The sequence below is a fragment of the Amycolatopsis dongchuanensis genome (genome assembly GCF_039542405.1).
GTDB classification, from domain to species: Bacteria; Actinomycetota; Actinomycetes; order Mycobacteriales; family Pseudonocardiaceae; genus Amycolatopsis_E; species Amycolatopsis_E sacchari.
Window position 1 is genome coordinate 90,981 of record NZ_BAABIB010000119.1, and the last position, 23,322, is coordinate 114,302.

The 23,322-nt window shown below is 72.6% G+C and carries 23 protein-coding genes; 13 read left to right on the forward strand and 10 right to left on the reverse strand.

Translation table 11 applies throughout. The annotated features are described in order from the left end of the window. Positions 1-133: 133 nt before the first annotated feature. Complete coding sequence (locus ABFX51_RS30670) at positions 134-1,042, forward strand: proteasome assembly chaperone family protein (protein ID WP_346055733.1); 909 nt, start codon at positions 134-136, stop codon at positions 1,040-1,042. A gap of 52 nt (positions 1,043-1,094) precedes the next feature. Here the strand turns inward: ABFX51_RS30670 and ABFX51_RS30675 are convergent, their stop codons facing one another. Genes ABFX51_RS30675 through ABFX51_RS30685 form a run of 3 tightly spaced genes read right to left on the reverse strand, consistent with a single transcriptional unit; the run spans position 1,095 to position 4,258 of the window. After that, positions 1,095-2,186, reverse strand: a complete 1,092-nt coding sequence (locus ABFX51_RS30675) for a glycoside hydrolase family 3 N-terminal domain-containing protein (RefSeq protein ID WP_346055734.1) — start codon at positions 2,184-2,186, stop codon at positions 1,095-1,097. A gap of 37 nt (positions 2,187-2,223) precedes the next feature. Continuing rightward, complete coding sequence (locus ABFX51_RS30680; RefSeq protein ID WP_346055735.1) at positions 2,224-3,588, reverse strand: carboxylesterase/lipase family protein; 1,365 nt, start codon at positions 3,586-3,588, stop codon at positions 2,224-2,226. A gap of 34 nt (positions 3,589-3,622) precedes the next feature. Beyond that, the gene (locus ABFX51_RS30685) at positions 3,623-4,258 is read right to left on the reverse strand and encodes a type IV toxin-antitoxin system AbiEi family antitoxin domain-containing protein (RefSeq protein ID WP_143249901.1); all 636 of its coding nucleotides are present in this window, start codon (positions 4,256-4,258) and stop codon (positions 3,623-3,625) included. Positions 4,259-4,486: 228 nt separating this feature from the next. On the opposite strand from ABFX51_RS30685, the gene ABFX51_RS30690 reads away from it, so the two are divergent. Then, positions 4,487-5,242: a VOC family protein gene (locus ABFX51_RS30690; RefSeq protein ID WP_218153505.1), complete on the forward strand. Its 756-nt coding sequence runs from the start codon at positions 4,487-4,489 to the stop codon at positions 5,240-5,242. Between the two features lie 41 nt (positions 5,243-5,283). Then, entirely contained in the window at positions 5,284-5,751 is a 468-nt protein-coding gene (locus ABFX51_RS30695; protein ID WP_091509897.1) for a sigma factor-like helix-turn-helix DNA-binding protein, read from the forward strand. A 5-nt stretch (positions 5,752-5,756) separates the two neighbouring features. Here the strand turns inward: ABFX51_RS30695 and ABFX51_RS30700 are convergent, their stop codons facing one another. Both ABFX51_RS30700 and ABFX51_RS30705 read right to left on the reverse strand, forming a co-directional pair. Beyond that, entirely contained in the window at positions 5,757-5,939 is a 183-nt protein-coding gene (locus tag ABFX51_RS30700) for a hypothetical protein (RefSeq protein ID WP_091509821.1), read from the reverse strand. After that, positions 5,936-7,762 (reverse strand): amidase, encoded by a 1,827-nt coding sequence (locus tag ABFX51_RS30705; RefSeq protein ID WP_346055736.1) that lies wholly within the window; start codon positions 7,760-7,762, stop codon positions 5,936-5,938. Before ABFX51_RS30705 ends, ABFX51_RS30700 begins: the two co-directional genes overlap by 4 nt. 211 nt (positions 7,763-7,973) lie before the next feature. On the opposite strand from ABFX51_RS30705, the gene ABFX51_RS30710 reads away from it, so the two are divergent. Next, positions 7,974-10,295, forward strand: coding sequence for a poly(ethylene terephthalate) hydrolase family protein (locus ABFX51_RS30710; RefSeq protein WP_346055737.1), 2,322 nt, complete (start codon positions 7,974-7,976; stop codon positions 10,293-10,295). Here the strand turns inward: ABFX51_RS30710 and ABFX51_RS30715 are convergent. Both ABFX51_RS30715 and ABFX51_RS30720 read right to left on the reverse strand, forming a co-directional pair. Next, positions 10,273-11,034: an SDR family NAD(P)-dependent oxidoreductase gene (locus ABFX51_RS30715; protein ID WP_346055738.1), complete on the reverse strand. Its 762-nt coding sequence runs from the start codon at positions 11,032-11,034 to the stop codon at positions 10,273-10,275. The two genes, ABFX51_RS30710 and ABFX51_RS30715, sit on opposite strands and share 23 nt — an antisense overlap. A gap of 8 nt (positions 11,035-11,042) precedes the next feature. Continuing rightward, positions 11,043-12,041 (reverse strand): acetamidase/formamidase family protein, encoded by a 999-nt coding sequence (locus ABFX51_RS30720; protein ID WP_346055739.1) that lies wholly within the window; start codon positions 12,039-12,041, stop codon positions 11,043-11,045. Between the two features lie 51 nt (positions 12,042-12,092). Between ABFX51_RS30720 and ABFX51_RS30725 the strand changes: the two genes are divergently transcribed. The 7 genes from ABFX51_RS30725 (at position 12,093) to ABFX51_RS30755 (ending at position 18,321) form a co-directional block, all read left to right on the forward strand. Then, positions 12,093-12,827 (forward strand): IclR family transcriptional regulator, encoded by a 735-nt coding sequence (locus tag ABFX51_RS30725; protein ID WP_091509809.1) that lies wholly within the window; start codon positions 12,093-12,095, stop codon positions 12,825-12,827. Positions 12,828-12,896: 69 nt separating this feature from the next. Beyond that, complete coding sequence (locus tag ABFX51_RS30730) at positions 12,897-13,829, forward strand: PDR/VanB family oxidoreductase (RefSeq protein WP_346055741.1); 933 nt, start codon at positions 12,897-12,899, stop codon at positions 13,827-13,829. An 11-nt stretch (positions 13,830-13,840) separates the two neighbouring features. Next, positions 13,841-15,034 carry a cytochrome P450 gene (locus ABFX51_RS30735; protein WP_346055742.1) on the forward strand — a complete coding sequence of 398 codons (1,194 nt, stop codon included), beginning with the start codon at positions 13,841-13,843 and terminating at the stop codon, positions 15,032-15,034. A 10-nt stretch (positions 15,035-15,044) separates the two neighbouring features. Beyond that, positions 15,045-15,770, forward strand: a complete 726-nt coding sequence (locus ABFX51_RS30740; protein ID WP_346055743.1) for a (Fe-S)-binding protein — start codon at positions 15,045-15,047, stop codon at positions 15,768-15,770. Next, positions 15,752-17,182: a LutB/LldF family L-lactate oxidation iron-sulfur protein gene (locus ABFX51_RS30745; protein WP_346055744.1), complete on the forward strand. Its 1,431-nt coding sequence runs from the start codon at positions 15,752-15,754 to the stop codon at positions 17,180-17,182. The genes ABFX51_RS30740 and ABFX51_RS30745 overlap by 19 nt, the downstream gene beginning before the upstream one ends. Continuing rightward, on the forward strand, positions 17,175-17,789 hold the full coding sequence (locus ABFX51_RS30750) for a LutC/YkgG family protein (protein ID WP_346055745.1): 615 nt from the start codon (positions 17,175-17,177) through the stop codon (positions 17,787-17,789). The genes ABFX51_RS30745 and ABFX51_RS30750 overlap by 8 nt, the downstream gene beginning before the upstream one ends. Positions 17,790-17,829: 40 nt before the next feature. Beyond that, positions 17,830-18,321, forward strand: coding sequence for a GNAT family N-acetyltransferase (locus tag ABFX51_RS30755; RefSeq protein WP_218153504.1), 492 nt, complete (start codon positions 17,830-17,832; stop codon positions 18,319-18,321). Here the strand turns inward: ABFX51_RS30755 and ABFX51_RS30760 are convergent. Next, entirely contained in the window at positions 18,315-19,007 is a 693-nt protein-coding gene (locus ABFX51_RS30760; RefSeq protein ID WP_346055746.1) for a MerR family transcriptional regulator, read from the reverse strand. The two genes, ABFX51_RS30755 and ABFX51_RS30760, sit on opposite strands and share 7 nt — an antisense overlap. Before the next feature lie 95 nt (positions 19,008-19,102). After that, complete coding sequence (locus ABFX51_RS30765; protein WP_346055747.1) at positions 19,103-19,990, reverse strand: LysR family transcriptional regulator; 888 nt, start codon at positions 19,988-19,990, stop codon at positions 19,103-19,105. 112 nt (positions 19,991-20,102) lie between these two features. Between ABFX51_RS30765 and ABFX51_RS30770 the strand changes: the two genes are divergently transcribed. Next, positions 20,103-21,329, forward strand: a complete 1,227-nt coding sequence (locus tag ABFX51_RS30770; RefSeq protein WP_346055748.1) for an MFS transporter — start codon at positions 20,103-20,105, stop codon at positions 21,327-21,329. Position 21,330: 1 nt separating this feature from the next. Here the strand turns inward: ABFX51_RS30770 and ABFX51_RS30775 are convergent, their stop codons facing one another. After that, complete coding sequence (locus ABFX51_RS30775) at positions 21,331-22,176, reverse strand: helix-turn-helix transcriptional regulator (RefSeq protein ID WP_346055749.1); 846 nt, start codon at positions 22,174-22,176, stop codon at positions 21,331-21,333. A 101-nt stretch (positions 22,177-22,277) separates the two neighbouring features. Here ABFX51_RS30775 and ABFX51_RS30780 point away from each other — a divergent pair, with 101 nt between their 5' ends. Further along, positions 22,278-23,189 carry an alpha/beta hydrolase gene (locus ABFX51_RS30780; protein ID WP_346055750.1) on the forward strand — a complete coding sequence of 304 codons (912 nt, stop codon included), beginning with the start codon at positions 22,278-22,280 and terminating at the stop codon, positions 23,187-23,189. Positions 23,190-23,322: the final 133 nt, after the last annotated feature.

Sequence of the window (23,322 nt, forward strand, 5' to 3'; positions counted from 1 at the left end):
CCGGTTTTCCTCCGACCGGCCCAGCGGTTTGGTTCGGTAGGGGGGTTGCCCGGCCCCTACCCGTCGCGGGATGAATCCACCGTCCCGATACGTTCATCCTGGAGTAGGACAGCCCGAGGCGACGCAGGAGGCTATGGTGTTCGATCCGGAGGAGCTCTACGAGGTGGACTCGGAGCTTCCCGAACTGACGGGCGCGGTGCTGCTGCACCAGCTCGACGGCTTCGTGGACGCCGGGCTCGCCGGCAAGACCGTCAGCGAGCACCTCGAATCGCGCCTGGAGTACACCGTCGCCGCGAGGTTCGACGTGGACCGGCTGCTCGACTACCGCGCCCGGCGGCCGATGATGACCTTCGCCGCCGACCACTGGGAGAGCTTCGACGCGCCGGAGCTCGTGGTGAAGCTGTTCCACGACGAGGCCGGCACGCCGTTCCTGCTGCTGACCGGCCCGGAGCCGGACCACGAGTGGGAGCGCTACGCCGCGGCGGTGCGCAGTCTCGTGGACCGGTGGAACCTGCGGATGGTCGTGTCGTACCAGGGCATCCCGATGGGAGCCCCGCACACGCGGCCGCTCGGGGTGACCGCGCACGCGACGCGTGTGGAGCTGATCGGGGAGTACCAGCAGGTGCTCAACCGGCTGCAGGTGCCGGGCAGCGCCGCCGGTCTCACGGAGTTCCGGCTGGGGGAGAGCGGGCGCGACGCGGTGGGTTTCGCCGCCCACGTGCCGCACTACCTGGCGCAGTCGCGGTACCCGGCGGCCGGGGTGACGCTGCTCGGCTCGATCTCGCGGATCACGGGGCTGTCGATCCCGGACGAGGCGCTCGTGGAGTCCGCGCGCCGCACCGACGCCGAGATCGAGCGCCAGGTGGCCGAGTCCGCGGAGGTCGCCGAGGTCGTGCGGGCGCTGGAGCAGCAGTACGACACGTTCGTCGAGGCGATGGACCGGAAGAACCTGCTGGCCGACGAGGTCGAGATGCCGACCGCGGAGGAGCTGGGGGCGGAGTTCGAGCGGTTCCTCGCCGAGCAGCAGGAGCGCGGCGAGTAGCCGACCGCGTGGCTTGCGGGCTGCGGCGGTGCCGGCGGAGGGCGAGTAGCCGTCAGAGGCTCGTGCGGAGTGCGGTGACGCGATCGGCGGCCGCGGTGAAATCGGCCGGGTCGAGCCGGCCGGACTGGACGGCGGCGGCGAGTGCGTCCGCCGCCTGGTCGCCCTGCGTGGTGTCGCGCGCGGAGCACAGGATGAGGTCCATCCCGGCGGCCGCGGCGGCCACCGCGCGCTGACCCGTGTCGCCGAAAGCCCGCAGCGAGCCCGCTTCCAGCGCGTCGGTGACCGTGACGCCGGTGAAACCGAGGCGCTGCCGCAGTTCCTGCCGGACGACCGTCGCCGACAGCCCCGCCGGGTGGGTGGTGTCGAGCGCCGGGTACGTCGCCCACGAGACCATGACGAGCTTGACCCCGGCGGAAATCGCCGCCGGGTAAGGGGCTTCGTCCACCGTGCGCAGGGTGTTCAGCGGCACGTCGAGGGTGACCGGGTCGGTGTCGGTGTTCTGGTCGCGGGCCGCCGCGCCGAGGCCGGGGAAGTGCTTGGCCGTCGCGGCGACGCGAGCCTGTTGCTGCGCCGTGATGAACGCCTTGCCCAGGTTGCCCACCACGGCGGGGTCCTTGCTGTACGAACGGCCGTAGTGGTCCAGGAAGTCGCCCTCGGTGCGGTACACGTCGAGCACCGGGGCGAGGTTGACGTTCATGCCGACGCCCGCGAGCGTGCGGGCCGCGCCGGTGCCCGCCTGCGTCGCGGCCGCCACCGGATCCGCCGACTGCCCGATCTGCTTCTCCGACAGCGCCGGCTCGCCGGGCAGGCGCCGTACCTGGCCGCCCTCCTGGTCGGTCATCAGCAGCAGCGGGGCCTTGACCGGGCTCTGCGCGTTGGCGTCCTGGAGCTGCTTGACGACCGCGGCGATCTGCTGGGTGCTCTGGACGTTCTCGCCGAAGAAGATCACCCCGGCGGCCTCACCGGCCCGGATCCGGTCCAGCAGGGACTGCGGCGGCGTGAGCCCCGCGTAGGAGTAGACCACCCGCTGCCCCGCCTGCTGGCGCGGCGTCAGCCCCTGCGCGTGCGAGGTGCCCGCCGCGGCGAACGCGCCGCCCAGCACGATCGCGAGCACGACCTGGAGCCAGCGGACGGAAGATCCCATGGGGCACGCCCCTGTGCGGTGGGGGACAGGACCCGCCTCACCCTACTCCGGCGACCGGGGTGCGGCGAGCCCGCAGGTCCGGACCAATTTCCACCCACCTCATCCCCGGTGCCGCACCGGGCGAATGCCGTTGCCACTCCGGCAAAGGCTCGCCCGTCTTCGCGAACTCCAGCCACGCGGAGCGGAGTTTCCGCCCCAGTTGCGCCATTTCGTCCCATTCCGTGCCGGCGAGCATGGGCGCCGCGGCCCAGGATTCCCGGTCCCCCAACAGGAACGGCAGTTCGATGCAGTGGCATGCGCCGTAGGTGGACGCCGGGGCGTGCCAGTCGAACCGGTAGGTGAACACGCGGCCGCCCGCCGCGGCCAGCGCGTCGGCGAGGCGGCGCGAAGGGGCGTCGAACATCCAGCGCGTGATCCCCGCCTTCGCCGCGGCCACGCCCCGGCGCCCGACGAACGGGAGCGCTTCGAGCTGCGTGATCCCCAGTTTGCCGTTGAGGAAGGTGTTCATCTCGGCGCTGGTGGTACCGATGATGACGTCGACCTCACGGGCCCGGCGCACCATCGACGCGGCCGGGGGCAGCGGGTCGGCCGCCGCGGCGGGGCGGAACGGCGGCACGGAGTACAGCCCGCCGGGACCAGCGGCGCGCACGATGACCCGTTGCTGCGCCTGGAGGATCTCCGCCACGCTCGCGGTGCGGGGATCGGTGCCCAGCGCGGCGGTGAAGTAGCGCCCGACGCGGGCCGCGCCCGCCGGGGTCAGCGGTTTGAGCGCCATCGGCGCGCTCTGCAGGACGGCCCTGCGGAACAACCCGTCGGCGGCCGGGGCGGCGAGCAGGCAGGCGATCGAGTGCGCGCCCGCGGACTGCCCGAACACCGTGACCTGCTCGGGATCGCCGCCGAAGTGCGCGATGTTGTCACGCACCCAGCGCAACGCCGCCAGCTGGTCCAGCAGCCCGAGGTTGCCAGGGGAGACCCCGTCGAGTTTCAGGTAGCCCAGCGCGCCCAGTCGATAGTTCACCCCGACGACCACCACGTCGCCCTCGGCGGCGAGCCGTTGCCCGTCGTAGCAGGCGAAGGACGAGGCGCCGGTGACGTACGCGCCGCCGTGCAGCCAGACCAGCACGGGCCGCTTCCGGTCGTCGGTACCCGGGGTGACGACGGTGAGGTTGAGGCAGTCCTCGCTCTGCTCGTGCTCTTCCGGCACGCCCATGACGGACTCGGGCCGGACCGGTGGTTGCGGGCTGATCGGCCCGTGCCGGGTTGCGTCCCGGACACCGGCCCACGGCTCGACGGGTTCCGGCGGCGCGAAGCGGTCCGCCCGCGCGTACGGCACTCCGCGGAACACGTGCAGCCCCGACTCGCCGGTCGTGCCCCGCAGTTCCCCGCTGCTGATCCTCACCACCCTGCCACTGTAGATCGCGGCGGGCGGGGTGTGGTCACACCTGGAGCAGGATCCTGTCGAGCGCGCCGAGCCTGCGCTGGGCGCTCGCGAGGCTGTAGAGCACGTGCGGGTCGGCCTTGTCGATCAGCCCGGTGACCGCCTGGTCGGCCAGGTCGGGCCTGCCGCCCAGCTGCGGGTACGCGGCCAGGTCGAGCAGGGTCTGTTCGACGGTGGTGACCCAGCCGTTGCCCAGTGTGCTCGTGTGCCGTTCGATCTTGAGGCGGCGCGGGTCGCGGCGGACGAAGGACACGGTGGCGTCGCGGTCGGTGAAGCGCAGCGTCGGCCGGTTGCGGGTGGTGGCGATGACGGCGGCACCGGGGGAGTCCGCCAGCGCGCCGTGCGCACGGGCGGCGGACAGGCCCATCAGCGCCACGGAGCGCGGGCCGTCGTCGGCCGCGGCGATGCCCCACGCCGCCGATTCGAGGTCGGGCTGCCAGTCCTGGCCGATCCGATCGGTCGGCACGAGCGCGTAGTACCCCGGCGCGAGCCGGTGCAGCAGGCCGTTCTCGGCCAGCCTGGCCAGCCCGGCGTGCCGCGGGGCACCGGAGTCCTCGTCCTCCTCCGCGGGCACCACCCGGACCGCGCGCCGCAGCAGCGCGGGCAGCAGATCGAGCATCACTTCACGTGTCATGTCCATCACCCTCGGTAGAGGGTAGGAACTCGGCGCCGTCAGCGGCAAGTCACCGGATGGACGAACTTGGTGTTACTTCCCGCTGTCGTGCCACGCTTCCGGGCCACCCGGTCAGTCCACTGTGGAACTTTCGGGTCCCAGGAGAGGGCTTTCGGCCCTAACCGGGAGGCGGCCGGGGAGGAGATTCTCGGGGAGGAGGGCATGCGGAGTCGGAAGAGGTGCTGCAGCGTGGAGCGGACGGACTACGAACCGGGCACGCCGTGCTGGGTGGATCTGGGCACGACCGACGTCGAAGGGGCGGCGCGGTTCTACGGGGAGCTGTTCGGGTGGACGGCGGTGGACCAGGGCGCCGAGTTCGGCGGCTACCGGATGTGTGAGCTGCGGGGGCGGCCGGTCGCGGGACTGGGGCCGGTCCCGGCGCCGGAGGTGCCGCCGAACTGGACCACCTACGTGTCGGTGGCCGACGCGGACATCGCGGTCAAGGCGGTGACGGCGGCGGGCGGCCAGGCGCTCGTCGAGCCCATGGACATCCCCTCGACGGGGCGGATGGCGCTGTTCGCCGACGCGGCCGGTGCCGCGTTCGGTGTGTGGCAGCCGCGGGGGTTCGCCGGGGCGGAGCTGGTGAACGAGCCGGGCGCGTTGTGCTGGAACGAGCTGACCACCCGGCACCGGGACGCCGAGATCGCCTTCTACCAGTCCGTGTTCGGCTGGCGGCGGGAGGCGCAGCCGGACTACGACGTGTGGCGGCTCGGCGAGGCCAGGGTCGCCGGGATGATGGTGATGGACGAGCGCTGGCCCGCCGACGTCCCCGACCACTGGATGGTCTACTTCGCCGTTCCGGACGCCGACGACGCCGTGGCGCGCGTGAGCGAGCTCGGCGGGCGGATCGTGGTGCCGCCGACCGAGGTCCCGGTCGGCCGCTTCACCGTGCTCACCGATTCGCAGGGCGCGTTGTTCAGCGTGATCGCGCTGGCCGACGCCTGAGCGTGGACGGGCAGGCGACGGGTCAGCAGGTACCGCCGTCGATGCCCCGTGGGCCGGTGCTGGACCGGCTGGCCCGCGGGGCGGCGACGGGGGAGCCCGAGCGCGTCGGTGAGCTGCTCGCGGCGGTCGGGCCCCTGCTCGTGCGGTACTGCCGCGCGCGGCTGGGACGGCGCGGCGATTCGTACCGGCTCGCCGACGAGGTGGCCGCGGAAGCCGGGCGCGCGGTGCTGACCGCGGTGCCCGGCTACACCGGCGGGCCCTTCCTGCGGCTGCTCTACCGCGTGCTCGTGCGCACGGTCGACGACCTCGCGCCGGGCGGGAAGCCCGATGTGGCCGACGACCTGGTGGGCCTGCTGCCGGTGTTGCCGCCGCTGGACCGCGACATCATGCTGCTGCGCGTCGCGACCGGGCTGTCGGCGACCGACACGGCACTCGTGCTGGGGCTGACGACCGGGCAGGTGCGGGTGGCGCAGCACCGCGCGCTGACGAGGCTGCGCGCGTTGCTGTGACCCGCTCAGGCCGGGCCGACCTCTTCGTCCTCGGGGTCGTACGGCAGGAACGACGTGCCGAGCTTCGCGCCCCACCCCACGGTCAGCAGCTCGCCCTCCTCGCCGGTCGGGGCCTGCGGCAGGAAGCCGATCGCGACGGGGGTGCCGAAGCCGACGGTGAGGAAACGGGCCGGTTCTTCGACGCTCATCGGGTCAACGCCTCCCGCACGGCCTGCTCACCGAGCACCGGGTCGTTCGACGGCCCCTCGTCCGGCACCGCCATCGGGGCGATCTTCGCGGCTGCGGGCTCCGGGTCGGCGGGAGCGGCCGAGTGGTACTCGGGGAAACGGGACTGGTAGTCGATCATCGCCTGGACGATCTCCGGTTCGGAGAACCGCGGCCCCCAGAACTGCGCCGAGACGGGCAGGCCCTGGACGTAGCCGGCGGGGAAGCTGACCATCGGCCAGCCGAGCGCGTTGGGCACCTGGTAGTACGCGCGGAACACGGGGAAGCCCGTGCCACCGGAGCGTTTGCCGATCACGTCGCCGAGGGTCAGCACGAGCATGAAATCCACGCCCGCGTCACGCAGTGCCTTGGTGTAGTTGGCGATCAGGGTCCGCCGTCGTCGCTCGCCCTCGTACCGCGCGGAAGCGGGGATGCCGCCGTTGAACCGGTCGGCGCTGGCGAAACTGGGCGCCGACTCGCCGGGGGCGCGGCGGCCGTACTGGTTCGTCAGCGTGGCGACCGCCTCGGGCGGGATCCCGCTCGCGCAGAACTCGGCGATCGCGGCGACGTAACGGACTTCGTACCGGTTGGCGTTGACCACCGCCGCGGACGGCGACACCGGAGAACCGTCCACAGTGGCCAGTACGTCGGCCGAGGAGTAGTACGGGTTCTGGGCGGGGTCGGTCATGTCCAGGCCGCGGAACTGGATCACGCGGGCGCCCAGGCCCTCCAGCTGCGACACCAGGCGCTGGAACACCTGCAGGTGGCCCGCGCCGTAGGTGGCCTGCGGGGACACCCCCACCTTGATGCTCCCGCCGACGTTCATCCAGTCCGTCTGCGGGATCCCGATCGTCAGGCCCTGCAACGGCCTGCGTGCGAGGCGCGGGGCGGTGGGGATGGCGGGGAACGGGATCGGGGCCGAGAGGGTCTGCGGGTCGTTCACACCGTCCGGCCCGAGGATGGTGCTCAGGATCACCGCGGAGTCCCGCGCCGAGCGTGAGATCGGGCCGAGCACGTCGTAGCCGGGGGACAGCGGCATGAGCCCGGCGACGGACACCGTGCCCAGCGACGGCTTGATGCCGCTGGCACCGTTCGCCGCCGACGGGCACATGATGCTGCCGCCCGTCTCCTCCCCGAGGCACGCCGCCGCGAGCCGTGCGACGGGGGCCACCCCGGAACCCTGGCTGGAACCGCCGGGGACGTAGTCGGGGTTCCACGCGTTGCCCGCGAACGTCCCCGTGATCGAGCCGGAGAAGGCCGAGCAGATCGTGGCGCCCAGCAACACCACACCCGCGGCACGCAACCGCGCGACGGCCGTGGCGTCCTGGAGCGCCTTGTTGCCGGCGAACGCGGTACTGCCGTCCTGTGCGGCCAGGCCCTTGATGCCGATGGAGTCCTTGATACCCATGGGAATCCCGCACAGCGGGGAAAGTGCGCCGCCGTGCCTGCGGAAACCGGCGATGCGCTGGTCGGCGGCTCTCGCGGCGGCGAGCGCGCCCTCGGTGTCGATGCGCACGAAGGCGTTGTACAGGCCGTTGTTGCCGTAGACCTCGAACGGGCCGTTGAGCTTCGCGATGCGGTCCAGGTAGGCGCGCGTCAGTTCCACGCTCGACGTGCGGCCGGTGCGCAGCATCGTGGCCAGTTCGAGGATCTCGTAGTCCACGAGCCGGGGCCGGTGCGGGAGCTGCCCGGGGGTGGGCAGCAGTGCTGCCGGGTCCGCCGCCGCGGTGCCGGGTGCCAGTGTCAGTGCGGTGCCGGCGACCGCGGTGCCGAGCACCCTGCGCCGGGACAGTTTCGCGGAATTCACTGCAGCGCCTCATTTCTCACCGGAGTGGGCCGAGGCGGAACGCTAGGTGCCGTTCGTTACGGGGGAGTTTCGCCGCCTTACGAACAGATTTCCACATCGGACGGATGGCCATTAGGCCATTCGGCCGAAACTTGTTTCGTGGCAACGGTTTGCTTAGGGTGATCTTGCGGCCCGCGATCGCGGGCCCCGTCTTTCCCCGTCAGGAGTGCTCATGCGCCGAACGCTGCTGCCCGGTTTGCTGCTGCCCGTACTGCTGGCCGGTGCCGGGCTCGCGCCGGCGCAGGCCGCACAGCCGTGGTCGGTCACGCCGGTGGCCGGTGGCTACCAGGTGACCCTGCGGTTGCCGGACCAGCTGGAGGCGCGCGACGCGTTGCCGGAACTGGCCGTGGACGGCAACTCCGTCGGCGTCGCACGGCAGTCCCCGGACGGCCGCACCCTCACCGTCGTCACGGAGGACCCGGCGGCGGCACACCCGTCGTCGGTGCAGCTCGCGTGGAACGGTCAGGTCGCGGGCACCGAGCGGAGCGGCCCGGCGCACGGGACGAAACCGCGGCCGGGCAACCCGGTGCCCGCCGATCCGTCCGCGCCCGGCCGGTACGCCGTGAGCCGCGCGGACTACGACTTCGGGGACAGCGCGCTGACGCTGCCCGGGCTCGGTAACCGGGTCGTCGAGGAACGCGCGGCGGTGTGGGTGCCCTCCGCACCGGGTCCGCGGCCGGTCGTGCTGTTCCTGCACGGCCGCCATTCCGCCTGCTACAACCCGGCGACGCGGGCCACGGACAACACGCACTGGCCCTGTGTGGAAGGGTTCCAGCCGATCCCGAGCTACCGCGGTTACGACCAGTCGGCGCAGGTGCTCGCGAGCCACGGGTACGTCGTCGTGTCGATCAGCGCCGACGGTGTCAACGCGCAGGACAACCCGTACAGCGAGGACGCCGGGACCACCGCGCGCGGACAGCTCGTGCTCGATCACCTCGACCTGCTCGCGCAGGCGGACTCCGGGCGTGCCAAGGGAATGAGCCCGCTGTTGCGGGGCAAGCTCGACCTGTCCGATGTGGGGCTGATGGGGCATTCGCGGGGCGGTGAGGGCGTGGTCAAGGCGGCGCTGCTCAACGCGGCCCGTCCGCACCCGTACGGCGTGCGTGCCGTGCTGCCGCTGGCGCCGATCGACTTCGGCCGCGAGACGCTGCCGGACGTGCCGATGGCGGTGGTGCTGCCGTACTGCGACGGCGACGTGTCGAACCAGCAGGGGCAGCACTTCTACGACGACAGCCGCTACGCCGACCCCGGCGACGGGGTGTTCCGCGCGTCCGTCATGGTGATGGGCGCCGACCACAACTTCTTCAACACCGAGTGGACGCCGGGCGTCGCGGTCGCGCCCGCGAACGACGACTGGGGCAACCAGGACGACCCGACGTGCGGGATGAACGCGCCGGCCACCACACGGCTGTCCGCCGCCGAGCAGTACCAGGTGGGCGTCGACTACATCGCGGGCTTCTTCCGCCTCGTGATGGGGCACGAGGCGGCGTTCTCCCCGCTGTTCGACGGCGGTACCGCGAAGGTCGGCGCCGCGACCGTGCTGCAGGAGACGCAGGCGCCGCGGCGGCTGGACGTCGCCCCGTTGCAGGGGCCCGCGGCGAACGTGAGCGCGCCGTTCGGCCAGTACTGCGCGAGCATGGCGGGGCGGTCGCCGCAGAGCGGGCTGCCGTCGTGCACCGCGTCCACGGCCACGGCGCGGTTCCCGTCGTTCACCCCGGCCAACTACGGGCCGAACGTGACGGCGACGCCGCTGCTCCACCTGTCGTGGACCACGCCGTCGTCGATGAGCATCGCCGTGCCACGGTCCACAATGGCCGGTTACGACGCGCTGACCGTGCGGGCGGCGCTGGACGACGCGAACGCGCCAGCCGACCTGACGCTCACCGTGGTCGACGGGGCGGGACGGTCTCAATCCGCGACGCTGTCGAGCCTCGGCGACGCCCTGACCCCGCTGCCGGGTTCGGGCACGCTGCTGCCGAAGACCTGGCTGCGGACGGTGCGGTGGCCGCTCGCCCAGCTGAAGCACGTCAACACGCGCGACCTCCGGAAGATCGTGATCTCGACCGCCAGCCCGTCCGGTGGGGTGTTCCTGTCGGACGTGGCGTTCCAGAACTTCGCCCCGGGGCAGGGCGGCCCGAGCCGGCTGCCGCAGGTGACGATCAGTGACTCCACAGTGGACGAAGGCGCGGGTTCGGCGACGATGACCGTGAGCCTGTCGGAACGCAGCCGGGAACCGGTGACCGTGTCGGTGCAGGCGCTGGCGGGCACGGGCACGCAGGTCGTCAACTCCGCGCGGCAGGTGGTGGTCCCGCCGGGACGGCTCAGCGTGCCGGTCACCATCCCGGTCGTGGGGAACACCGTCGCCGAGGCGAACGCCGCCACCGCGTACAAGGTGTTCGTGGTCAGCCCGGTGAACGCCGTGGTGGGACAGGACTTCGCGCACCTGACCGTCCGCGACGACGACCAGGCGGCTACAGCTGCACTCCCCGGGTGAGCGCCCCGTCGACCACGAGGTTCGTGCCCGTGATGAACGACGCGCGCGGGCTGGCGAGCATCGTCACGGCGTAGGCAACCTCCTCGGGAGTGGCCATCCGGCCGGTGGGGTTGAGGCCCAGTGCCTCGCCGTACAGTTTCGGGTCGCCGTGCTGGATCCGTTCCCACACGCCGCCCTCGAAGAACGTGTTGCCGGGGCAGACGCTGTTGACGCGGATTCCCTTGCCCGCCAGCTCGTACGCCTTCGCCTGTGCGTAGTGCACCAGCGCGGCCTTCATCGTGCCGTAGGCCGCGGCGGCGAAGTCGATCTCCCGCGCCGACACGCTCGAAACGACCACAATGGACGGTGCGGTGCTCCGCTCCAGGAACGGCATCGCGGCTTCCACGGTCCGGACGGTGTGCATCAGGTCGACGTCGAAGCTCGCCCGCCAGTTCTCCTCGCCGGGACCGATGGCCAGCGCGCTGACGTTGGTCACCACGACGTCGAGCCCGCCCAGCGACGCCGCCGCGTCGGCGACCCACGCGGCGAGCGACGGGCCGTCGGCGACGTCCAGCGCCCCGCCGAGCACCGTGGCCCCGGCGGCGGTCAGCTCGCCGACCGTGACCTCCACCTCCGACTCGGTCCGCGCGCAGAACGCCACCGCCGCGCCCTCGTCCGCCAGCTGGCCGACGATCGCCCGGCCGATCCCCTTGGTGCCGCCCGTCACGAGGGCCTTCAGGCCCGCCAGTCGGAGGTCCATGTGTCTCCTTACAACGCCGCGGCCTGTTCACGGAGGTACCGGTGCATCCCGCCGAACGCCTCGCCCGGCGGCAGGAACCGCTTGGCTACCTTGGTGACCGCGCTGTAGTTCGCGTCCACCACGTTCGCCAGCGGGGACTCGCTGACCTGCGTCAGCAGCTGGTAGGCGTCGAGCCGGTCGAGGCCGTACAGCTCGTGCAGCCAGTCGATCATCCCGACCTGGCTCGCGCGCCACGCGTCCTCCAGCGGGCGGGACGAGCCGACCACGACGTAGTGCGAGTCCTGCTCGATGCGGGGCCACGCCGGGGCCCCGCCCTTGATCAGCTCGACGATCAGGGTCACGTTCATCGCGCCCTCGACGGCCGTCCCGCACGACTCGCCCTCGCCCTGCCGGTAGTGCCCGTCGCCGACGGAGAACAACGCGCCTTCCACGTTCACGCCGAGGAAACACGTCGCGCCCGCACGCATCTCGGGCGTGTCCATGTTGCCGCCGAACATGTCCGGCACGATCGACGTGCGGACCTCGCGCCCGGTCGGGGCGACGCCGACGGTGCCCAGCATCGGTGCGACCGGCAGGTCCACCCGGAACTCGCCCCGCAGCGCCTCGAACACCACGACGTCGCGGTCGCGGTCGAGCTGGTAGATCCACGTCCGCTCGGGCAGGGGGTCGTGCAGCAGCGCCGTGCGGTCGGTGCCGGTGAGCGCGCCGAAGAACGGGATGGTCGCCGAAGCGCCCCAGTCGCGGGCCGGCTCCAGGTCGACGAAGTGCAGCGCCAGCGTGTCGCCAGGCTGGGCACCTTCGACGTAGAACGGGCCGGTCTGCGGGTTCACCTCGCTCATGTCGAGGTGCTCGCTCGGCAGGTCGTGCGGGCTGGTGAGCCTGCCGCTGAACGCGTCCTCGGTCCACAGCCGCAGCGCGGTGCCGGGCGCGACCCGCATGACCGGCTCGACCCCGCCGAAGGTCCAGGCGTACTGCTCGCGTTCCGGCTTGAACTCGACCACGTCCATGGAACGATCATTCTCGGGTGGTACCGGGCTGACAAGGCCCACACTGGTGGGGTGACGAAGGAGTCGGTGCTCGGGCGGATCGTGCGGATCATCGAGGTGTTCGGGCCGGACACGCCCGCGCTGGGCGTGTCCGAGCTGGCACGCAGGGCGGACCTGCACGTGGCGACGGCCTCGCGGCTGGTGGAGCGGCTCGTGGGCTACGGCTGGCTGCAACGCGACGCCGACCGCAAGGTGCGCATCGGCGTGCGGCTGTGGGAGCTGGCCTCCCGCGCGTCGCCGACGTTGCCGCTGCGCGAGGCCGCGATGCCGTACCTGGAGGACTTGCACGCCGTCGTCCGCCACCACACCCAGCTCGCCGTGCTCGACGGCGACGAGGTGCTGTTCCTCGAACGGCTGTCCGCGCGGCACGCGGTGATCAACCTGACGCGCATCGCCGGGCGGTTGCCGCTGCACGCGTCGTCCTCCGGCGAAGTCCTGCTCGCGCACGCGCCCGCCGAACTGCAGGAGCGGGTGCTCAGCGGGCCGCTGCCCGCGTACACCCGGTTCACCGTGACGGACCCCAAGGTGCTGCGGGCCCGGCTCGCCGACATCCGCCGCGACGGGTACGCCCTCTGCCCCGGCTACATCGACGAACGGGCGACCGGCGTCGCCGTGCCGGTGCGGGGACCGGGCGGTGCCGTCGTGGCCGCGCTCGGGGTCGTGGTGCCCAACGACGACAACGCGCGCGCCACGATCCCGGCGCTGCGGGCCACGGCGCTCGGCATCGCCCGCTCTCTCACTCAGTGAGAATCGGGTGTAGGCGCCCCGCACGCACTCGTCATCCTCGGGCCATTCCGTCTTCCGCGAGGAGCATCGATGACGATGGTCGAGGTACGGGTGGTCGCCAAGACGCCCGTGGCCGAAGGGGTCGTGGCGCTGACGCTGGCCGACCCGCAGGGACGCAGGCTGCCGGACTGGACCCCGGGCGCGCACGTGGACCTGGTCCTGCCGGGCGGGCTGGTGCGCCAGTACTCGCTGTGCGGTGACCGGTGGGACCCGTCGACGTACCGGATCGGCGTGCTGCGGGAACCCGAGAGCCGGGGCGGCTCGGCGTACGTGCACGACCGGCTGGCTGTCGGCGACACTGTGGGAATCGGCGGGCCGCGCAACAACTTCCCGCTCGTGCCGTCGCGGCGGTACCTGTTCGTCGCGGGCGGTATCGGGATCACGCCGTTGCTGCCGATGCTGTACCAGGCCGAGCTGATCGGTGCGGACTGGCGGCTGCTCTACGGCGGCCGCGCGCGGCGGTCCATGGCGTTCCTGGACGAACTGGCGCGTTACGGCGAGCGCGTCACCGTGTGCCCGCAGGACGAGTACGGGCTGCTCGACCTGGACACGTGGCTCGACACCACTCCCGACACGAAGGTCTACTGCTGCGGCCCGGAGCCCCTGCTCGCCGCGGTCGAAGCGCGGTGCGCCGGGTGGCCCGCCGGGCGGCTGCGCACGGAACGCTTCGTGCTGCGCGAATCCGGCACCCGCGGCGAGCCGTTCGAGGTGACGCTGGCGAGGACCGGCCGCACGGTCACCGTCGCGCCGGGACAGTCGGTGCTCGAAGCCGTCACCGCGGCGGGGGCGGCGGTGCTGTCCTCGTGCCGCCAAGGGGTGTGCGGCACGTGTGAGACCGCGGTGCTCGACGGCGTGCCGGACCACCGCGACTCGATCCTCGACGACGCCGAGCGGGCCGCCGGGGACTGCCTGTTCCCGTGCGTCTCCCGCGCCCTCACCGACCGCCTCGTGCTCGACCTGTGAAGGAGCCAGCCATGCTCGACCCGTTCAGTCCCGAGGTGCTCGAAAACCCCTTGCCGCTGCACGAAAAGCTGCGCGAGGCGGGGGCGGTGACGTACCTGGAGCGCTACGGCGTCCACGCGCTGGCCCGCTACGCCGAGGTGCACGCCGCGCTCACCGACTGGCAGGGCTTCGAGTCCGGCGCCGGGGTGGGGCTGGCGAACTTCCGCGTGGAGAAGCCGTGGCGCCCGCCGAGCCTGCTGCTCGAAGCCGACCCGCCGCACCACGACGCGCCCCGCGCGGTGCTGTCGAAGATCCTCGGCCCGCGTGCGCTGCGGAAGCTGCGTGACGCGTGGTTCGCCGACGCCGAGCGCCTCGTCGACGACGTGCTGGCCGAGGACGAGTTCGACGCCGTGCCCGCGCTCGCGCAGGCGTTCCCGCTGCGGGTGTTCCCCGACGCCGTCGGCATCGGGAAGGAGGGCCGCGAGCACCTGCTGCCCTACGGGGACCACGCGTTCAACGCGTTCGGCCCGCACAACGAATTCGTCGCGAAGGGGGAGCCGCGCGTGGCGGAGCTGTCGGCGTGGGTCAACGCGCAGTGCGCCAGGGAAGCGCTTTCACCGGACGGCTTCGGCGCCCGCATCTGGGCCGCGGCCGACCACGGCGACATCACCTCCGAGCAGGCGCCGCTCGTCGTCCGCTCGCTGCTGACGGCCGGGGTCGACACCACGGTGCACGGGATCGCCGCGCTGCTGTACGCGTTCGCCACCCATCCGGAGCAGTGGCGGCGGTTGCGGGAGCAGCCGTCGCTGGCCCGCGTGGCGTTCGACGAGGCGGTGCGGTGGGAGTCCCCGGTGCAGACGTTCTTCCGCACCGCCACCCGAGACCTGGAGGTCGGGGGCGTGCCGATCCCCGCCGGCGACAAGATCCTGATGTTCCTCGGCGCCGCGAACCGGGACCCGCGGCGGTGGACCGGGCCGGACGCCTTCGACCTGTCGCGCGACCCCTCCGGGCACGTCGGCTTCGGCATGGGCCTGCACCAGTGCGTGGGCCAGCACGTGGCCCGGCTGGAGGCGGAAGCGCTGGTCACGGCGCTGGCGGCACGGGTGGCGCGCCTCGAGCTCGCCGGCCCGCCGCGCCGTCACCTCAACAACACGCTGCGTGGCTGGGCCTCGCTGCCCGTGCGGGTACACCGGACCGGCGGTGCCGTAGACCGAAACGGCCACTAGTGTTGCATCTATGACGCTCAGGGTTGCGCTCTTCGCGACGTGCCTGGGGGACACCCTGTTCCCGGACACGTGCCAGTCGGTGGTGCGCCTGCTGGAGCGGCTCGGCTGCGCGGTGGACTTCCCGCTCGCGCAGACGTGCTGCGGGCAGATGCACTTCAACACCGGCTACCGGGACGAGACGGTGCCGCTGGCGCGGCGGCTGGGGGAGGCGTTCGCGGGCTACGACGCCGTCGTCGCGCCCTCCGGCTCGTGTGCGGCGATGGTGCGCGACATCTACCCGAAGCTGCTGGAAAGCGATCTCCCGCCGCGGATGTACGAGCTGTCCGAGTTCCTCGTCGACGTGCTCGGGGTGACCGACGTGGGGGCCTACTTCCCGCACCGCGTCACCTACCACCCGACGTGCCACTCGCTGCGGATGCTCGGCGTGGGGGAGAAGCCGCTCAAGCTCCTGCGCGAGGTGAAGGGCCTCGACCTGGTCGAGCTGCCCGCCGCCGAGTCGTGCTGCGGCTTCGGCGGCACGTTCGCGCTGAAGAACTCCGAGACGTCCACGGCGATGCTCGGCGACAAGATGAGCAACGTGCTCGACACCGGCGCCGAGGTGCTGACGGCGGGCGACAACTCGTGCCTGATGCACATCGGCGGCGGGCTGTCCCGGCTGCGGACCGGGGTGCGCACCGTGCACCTGGCCGACATCCTGGCGTCGACGGAGGAGGAACCGTGGCTCGCAACCCGGTGACGTGGCTGGGCGTCCCCGCTTTCCCCAAGGCCGCGCACGAGGCGCTCGCGGACTCGCAGCTGCGCCGCAACCTCCGCCACGCCACGCACACCATCCGCGACAAGCGCGCCCGGACCGTCGCCGAGGTGCCCGACTGGGAGGAACTGCGCCGGGCGGGCGAGGCGATCAAGAACGACGTGCTCGCCCACCTCGACACGTACCTGGAGCGGCTGGAAGCGGCGGTCACCGCGCGCGGCGGCGTCGTGCACTGGGCGCGGGACGCGGCGGAGGCCAACGAGATCGTGCTCCGGCTCGCCCGCGAGGCCGGCACGCACGAGGTCGTCAAGGTCAAGTCCATGGCCACCGCCGAGATCGGGCTCAACGAGGCGCTCGAAGCGGGCGGGGTCACGGCGATCGAGACCGACCTCGCCGAGGTGATCGTGCAGCTGGGCCACGACCGGCCCTCGCACATCCTGGTGCCCGCGATCCACCGCAACCGCGCGGAGATCCGCGACATCTTCCGCCGCGAGATGCCGGGCGCGCCCGCCGATCTGCCCGCCGAGCCCCGTGCCCTCGCCGAGGCCGCGCGCAAGCACCTGCGGCAGAAGTTCCTCACCGCGAAGGTCGCCGTCTCGGGCGCGAACTTCGCGGTCGCCGACACCGGCTCGATCATGGTCGTCGAGTCCGAGGGCAACGGCCGCATGTGCCTGACCCTGCCGCGGACGCTGATCACCGTGATGGGGCTGGAAAAGCTCGTGCCGACGTGGCGCGACCTGGAGGTGTTTCTGCAGCTGCTGCCGCGCTCGTCCACCGCGGAGCGGATGAACCCCTACACCTCGGTGTGGACGGGTGTCACGCCAGGGGACGGGCCGCAGGAGTTCCACCTGGTGCTGCTGGACAACGGCCGGACCGAGGCGCTCGCGGACCCGGTCGGGCGGCAGGCGCTGCGGTGCATCCGCTGCTCGGCCTGCCTCAACGTGTGCCCGGTGTACGAGCGCACGGGCGGGCAGGCGTACGGCTCGGTCTACCCCGGCCCGATCGGCGCGATCCTCACCCCGCAGCTGGTCGCCGACCCGCACGACAAGCAGGCGGCGTCCCTGCCGTACGCGTCCTCGTTGTGCGGCGCGTGTTTCGAGGCCTGCCCCGTCCGCATCGACATCCCCGAGGTGCTCACCCACCTGCGGGCGAAAACCGTTGCGGCGAAACCGAAAGCCTCGCCGGAGCGGATCGCGATGAAGGTGCTGGCCCAGGTGTTCGGCGACCCGCGGAAGTACGAGGCCGCGCAGAAGGCCGGTTCGCTCGCGCGGTCCCTCGTGCCCGGCGGGAAGGTCACGAAGCTGCCGTGGCCGGGTTCACTGTGGACGGACTCGCGGGACGCGCCGCTGCCCGCGCGGGAAAGCTTCCGTAGCTGGTGGAGGAACAACCGTGGCTGACCCCCGAGCGGAAATACTGGCGCGCGTGCGCACCGCGTTGCGTGACCGGCCTGCGCCAGGCCCGGTGCCCCGCGAGTACGCGACGACGCGGGAGTACCCGGACGTCGTGGAGCTGGCGGCGGAGCGCATCGCCGACTACCGCGCCGAAGTCCGCCGCGTCGACGAGGACGGGCTGCCCGCCGCCATCGCGGAAGCCCTGCGGCAGCGGGCACCGCGGTCGATGATCGCGCCGCCGGGCCTGCCGCGCGACTGGCACGTGGACGGGGTCGAGTGGCTCACCGACGAGCCACCGCTGACCGTCGACGAGCTGGACGCGGCGGGCGGCGTGCTCACCGGCTGCGCCGTGACGATCGCCGAGACCGGCACGATCGTCCTCGACGCCGGGCCCGGCCAGGGCCGCCGCGCGCTGACGCTCGTGCCGGACTACCACCTGTGCGTGGTGCGGGCCCGGCAGATCGTGGCGACCGTGCCCGAAGCGCTGGCCCGGCTCACCCCGGACCGGCCGCTGACGTTCGTCTCGGGGCCGTCCGCGACGAGCGACATCGAGCTGGACCGCGTCGAAGGGGTGCACGGCCCGCGCACGCTGGACGTGCTGCTCGTCGGATGAGCCGGGAATTCCGCGCGACGAAGGCGGGTTGCCGGGATACGTGACGACCTTCGACACCGCGTTCCAGGTGCTCGCCGTGGACCAGGACGACCCGCGCGTGGCGCCGCTGCTGGCGGAGCTGGCGCACGAGTACTCCAGCCGCTACGGCGGCACGTTCGAAGCGATGCACGAGGACCTGCGCGGCTACCCGCGCGAGCGGTTCGCGCCGCCCCACGGCGCGCTGCTGCTGGTGCTGGAGCACGGCGAACCCGTGGCGGGCGGCGCTTTCCAGCGGTACGACGAGCGCACCGCCGAGCTGAAGCGCATCTGGACGCATTCGGCGCACCGCCGCCGGGGCCTGGCGCGGCGCGTGGTGGCGGAGCTCGAACGCGAGGCCGCCGCCCGCGGCTACGAACGCGTGTACCTCACCACCGGCCCGCGTCAGCCCGAGGCGAAGGCCCTGTACCTCGCGGCGGGCTACACCCCGCTGTTCGACGTCACCGCCGATCCCGAGACCATCGGGCCGCTGGCGTTCGAGAAGGCGCTTCAGTGATCCAGGTACGCGGACAACGCCGCTGACGCCCGCAGCCGGCGCAGGCTGCGGCGCTGCAGTTCCTGTTCGCGCTTGCCCAGTTCGGCCCGCACCCGCTCGGGACGGCCGCCGGGATCGAGCTCGCCCAGCACCGCCTGCACGACCGAGAACGGGTAACCGCCGCGCCGCAGCAACGCGACCACCTCGGCCTTGCGCAGTTCCGCCTGCCCGTACACCCGGTAGCCCGTGCCGGACTCGCGGTCCGGCTTCAGCAGGCCGCGTTGCTCCCACAGCCGCAGCACCGGTGTGCGCACCCCGACCACCTCGGCGACCTCGCCGATCCGCAGCGGCCGCCGCGGCAGGGACCGGGCCGGCGCCCGGCCGATCTCGTCGAACGCGCCGACGACCCTGGCGATGTCGGCGCGTTCCCGGTGGAGTTCCGCGTGGCTCGCGTCCACGGTGGCCAGCACCGTCGTCAGGTCACCCGCGTGCACCGCCCGCATGATCGTCCGCGTGCGCTCCCAGCCGTGCCCGTCCGCCAGCTGCCGCACGATGAGCAGCGCCTCGGCGTGGGTGTCGGTGAACACGCGGTAGCCGCTGGTGGTGCGCTCGACCGGCGGCAGCACCCCGAGATCGACGTAGTTGCGGACCTGCTGCACCGAGATCCCGGCCATCCTGGCCAGGTCCGTGATGCGGAGCTTCGCCACCGGCCCAGCCTAGCGCTTGATCGCCGGTTTGAGACTTTCGCCGACCGCGCCTCCTGTTGATCAACGAAAGCCTCAAGCGGGGTGAAGGAAGCCGGTCAGGTCACGAGCCCGCGCCGGAGCTCGGCCATCAGCACCAGCGCGGGCCGCGACAACGGGCGGGTCGCCGAGGTGGCGAGCGTGACGTTCCAGGCCAGCTGCTCGCCCGCGATCGGCACCACGACGAGTTCGGCGTTGTCGCGCGCGACGCTGTCGGGGACGAAGCCGAGCACGTGGCCCTGCTGGATCAACGCGACCGCGGTGGCGTAGTCGGGCACCTCCAGCGGCACCTGCCTGCTCAGCCCGCGCCGGTCGAAGGCGAGGTCCACGAGGTCCCGCGTGCCCCAGCCGTCGGGGAACTCGGCGAACGTCTCGTCCGCGAGGTCCTCCAGGCGCACCTCGCCGGCATGCGCGAGCCGGTGGTCCGGACCGCACACGAGCTGCAGGACCTCCGTCGTCAGCGTCTCGGTCACGAGGCCGGGCGGCGGGCGCCGGGGGAACGACGCGAGAGCGACGTCGATGGTCCCGTCGAGCAGCGCGTGCACGTGACCCCGCGAACCGGCGGGGGAGAACTGGACGCGGACCCGCACCGCCGGGTGCGCCCGGTGGAACCGGCCGAGCACGCCCGCCACGTCGACGCCCGGCGTCGTCAGCATGCTGCCGAGCACGATCGAGCCGTGCAGCTCACCGTGCTGCGCCTGCACCGCGTCGTGGGCCGCGCGGGCGGCGGCCAGTGCGGCGCGGGCGCTGGGCAGCATCGCCGCCCCGGCGTCGGACAGCCGGACGTGCCTGCTGTCCCGGACGAACAGCGGCGCGCCGACCTCCCGTTCCAGCGCGCGGATCGCGGTGGAGACCCCGGACTGCACGACGCGCAGCCGCCGGGACGCCTTGGTGAAGCTCAGTTCCTCCGCGACCGCGACGAAGTAGGCGAGCTGACGCAGCTCCATGCCAACAATCTAGACGAGAGATAGCAGCATGCACAAACATTCGTTGGACGTGATCGATCGGCGGAGGGAAAGTGGGTAACGGGGAAGAACGGGGACAAGAAAGGACCTTCCGGTGACCACATCCGGCACCTACACGAGCCTGCCCGCCGTCGCGGTCGGCGGCTCCCGGCCGCACGGCCGCGGTTTCTGGCTCGTGGCCTACACCTTCGCGGTGATGATGGCGTTCTCGGCGGCGCCCGCTCCGCTGTACGTGCTCTACCAGGCCAAGGAGGGCTTCGGCTCCTTCACGGTCACACTGATCTTCGCCGCGTACGCCGTGGGCGTGCTCGCGAGTCTCTTCCTCGCCGGGCACATCTCCGACTGGGTCGGCCGGCGGCGCGTGCTGGTGCCCGCGGTGCTCGTCAACATCCTCGCGGGGGTGGTGTTCCTGGCGTGGACTTCGGTGCCGGCGCTGCTCGTCGCACGGTTCGTGTCGGGGATCAGCATCGGCATGCTCACCGCGACGGCGACCGCGCACCTGACCGAGCTGCACCTCGCCGCGCGGCCCGGCGCGTCGCGCTCCCGCGCGGACCTCGTCGGCACGGCGGCGAACCTCGGCGGCATCGGGCTCGGCCCGCTCATCGCGGGCCTGCTGGCCCAGTACGTCGGTGACCCGCTGCACGTGCCGTACCTCGTGTTCCAGGGTCTGATGCTGCTCGGGGTCCTCGCGCTGACGCTCGTGCCGGAGACCGTCGAGCCCTCCCGCGTGAAGTACCGCCCGCAGCGGGTTTCGGTGCCGCGCGAGGCCCGCGGCCGGTACTTCGCCGCCGGTGCGGCGGCGCTGGTGCAGTTCGCGGTGTTCGGCCTGTTCACCTCGCTCGCGCCCGCGTTCCTGGCGAACGTGCTGCACCAGCACTCGCACGCGCTGGCCGGGGTCGCGTCGTTCGCGGTGTTCGCCGCCGCGGCGGTCGCCCAGACCGTGTTGTCCAGGGCCGGGCTGCGGAACCAGCTCCGCTACGGCCTCGGCGCGCTCGTGCTCGGCGTCGTGCTCGTGACCGTCGCGGTGCAGCTGCCGAGCCTCGCGTTGTTCCTCGTCGGCGGGGTGCTCGCGGGCGGCGGCGCCGGTGCGGGCTTCAAGGCGGCCGTCAGCATCGTGCTGTCGGTGGCGCCGCCCGAGGGCCGCGGCGAGGCGCTCGCCGGGCTGTTCCTCGCCGCCTACGTCGGGCTCGTCGTGCCCGTGCTGGGGCTCGGCCTGGCCACGCAGCTGGTGTCGGTGCAGAGCGCGCTGACCGGGTTCGCCGTGGTGCTGCTGGTGATCCTCGCGCTGGTCAGCCGCCGCCTGTTCACCGCGGCGCGCTGAATCAGCTCACGGGCGCCGCGGGGCTGACGGCCAGCAGGAAGTCCAGCGCTGCCTGCGAAGGCGACCCCGGCTCCGCGGTGTAGGCGACGAGCTGCTGGTCCGGCTGGGTGTCGACGGAGAACTGCTGGACGTCGAGCGTGATCGGGCCCGCGACCGGGTGCAGGTACGTCTTCACCAGCTCACGAGGACCGCGCACCTGGTGGCTCGCCCACCAGGTGCGGAAGTCCGCGTCCCGCACGCTCAGTTCGCCGATCAGCGCGGCCAGCGCCTTGTCGCCGGGGTTGCGCCCGGCCTCCATCCGCAGCACGGCGACGCACTCGCGCGCGGCACGCGGCCAGTCCGCGTACAGGGCGCGGTAGGCCTCGTCGAGGAACGTCAGCCGGATCAGGTTCCGCTCGCTCGGCGGCAGTGCACCGAAATCGGTCAGCAACGCGGTCACCCCGCGGTTCCAGGCCAGCACGTCCATCCGGCGGTTGAGGATCATGGCGGGGATGTCGCGCATGCCGTCGAGCAGCTGCCGCAACTGCCGGTCGACCTTCGGCCTGCCCGGCTGCCGGGCGGGCGCGGCGGGCACGGCCTCGGCGACGGTGAACAGGTAGGCGCGCTCGTCCGGGGCGAGCTGGAGGGCGTCGGCGAGCGCGTCGAGCACCGGGCCGGACACCCGCCGCGTGCGGCCCTGCTCCAGCCGGACGACGTAGTCGACGCTGATGTGCGCGAGCTGCGCCAGCTCCTCCCGCCGCAGGCCCGGCACCCGGCGGAGCCTGCCGTCGTCGGGGAAGCCCGCGCGGGCCGGGTCGAGCGCGGCACGGCGGGCGCGGAGGAAGTCGCCCAGCTCGGTGGTCTCCATGCCTCCAGTGTCCACATCGGGCGGACCACGTGCCTGGTACCGGCTTGCCTAGGCAGTTCTCTCACTGGTACCGGCTTCCGGCGGGGACGAGCGTGGGTGACATGAAAACGGACGTCACCTTCCCCAGCAACGGTCTTCGGCTCACCGCCCACCTCCACACCCCGGACACCGGAACCGGTCCCTGGCCGGCGCTCGTCGTCGGGCACCCCGGCACCGGCGTCAAGGAACAGGCTTCGGGGCTGTACGCGCGCCGGATGGCCGAGCAGGGATTCGTCACCCTCGCCTACGACGCGGCCTACCAGGGCGAAAGCGAAGGCGAGCCGCGAGGCCTGGAAGACCCGGCACAACGGGTCGAGGACTTCAAGGCCGCGGTCTCCTTCCTCACCACCCGTGAGGAGGTCGATCCCGAGCGCATCGGTGTGCTGGGCATCTGCGCCTCCGGTGGCTACTCGATGGCGGCCGCGGCCGGGGACCACCGCATCAAGGCCGTGGGCACCGTCAGTCCCGTGGACGTCGCCCGCCAGTTCCGCCTCGGCGCCGACGGCACCCAGGACCCGGCCGTGTTCCAGGGCATGCTCGACGCCGCGGCCGCGGCCCGCACCGCCGAGGCCCGCGGCGAGGGCCCGCAGACCTTCCAGCTGTTCCCCGACACCGTCGAGCAGGCCCGCGAGCTGGGCGGCCAGCACGGTGTCGAGGGGTTCGAGTACTACTGCACGGCCCGCGCGCAGCACCCGCGCTCGGCGAAGCTGCTGCCGTGGTCGAGTGTGGACCGGCTGGCGTTCTTCGACGCCTTCCGTTTCGTCGGGCTGATCGCCCCGCGCCCGCTGCTGCTGGTCGTCGGCCGGGAGGCGGTGACCTCCTGGATGGCGGTGGAGGCGTTCCAGGGGGCGCGCGGGCCGAAGGAGCTGCACTGGATCGACGGCGCGAGCCACGTCGACCTGTACGACCGGGAGCCGCACGTCGGTGCCGCCGTCGAGAAGCTGACGAGCTTCTACCGGACGCACCTGGGCTGAGGGCCCCGCGAGTCAGTGCATCCGCGGCCGGGGCGGTGGCTGCTGGCGCCGGGCGGGCGGCGGGGGTGCACCGGCCGGCGCGCGCCGGGGCGGGGGACGCGGCGGCTGGCGGCGGGCCACCGGCGGCTGCTGC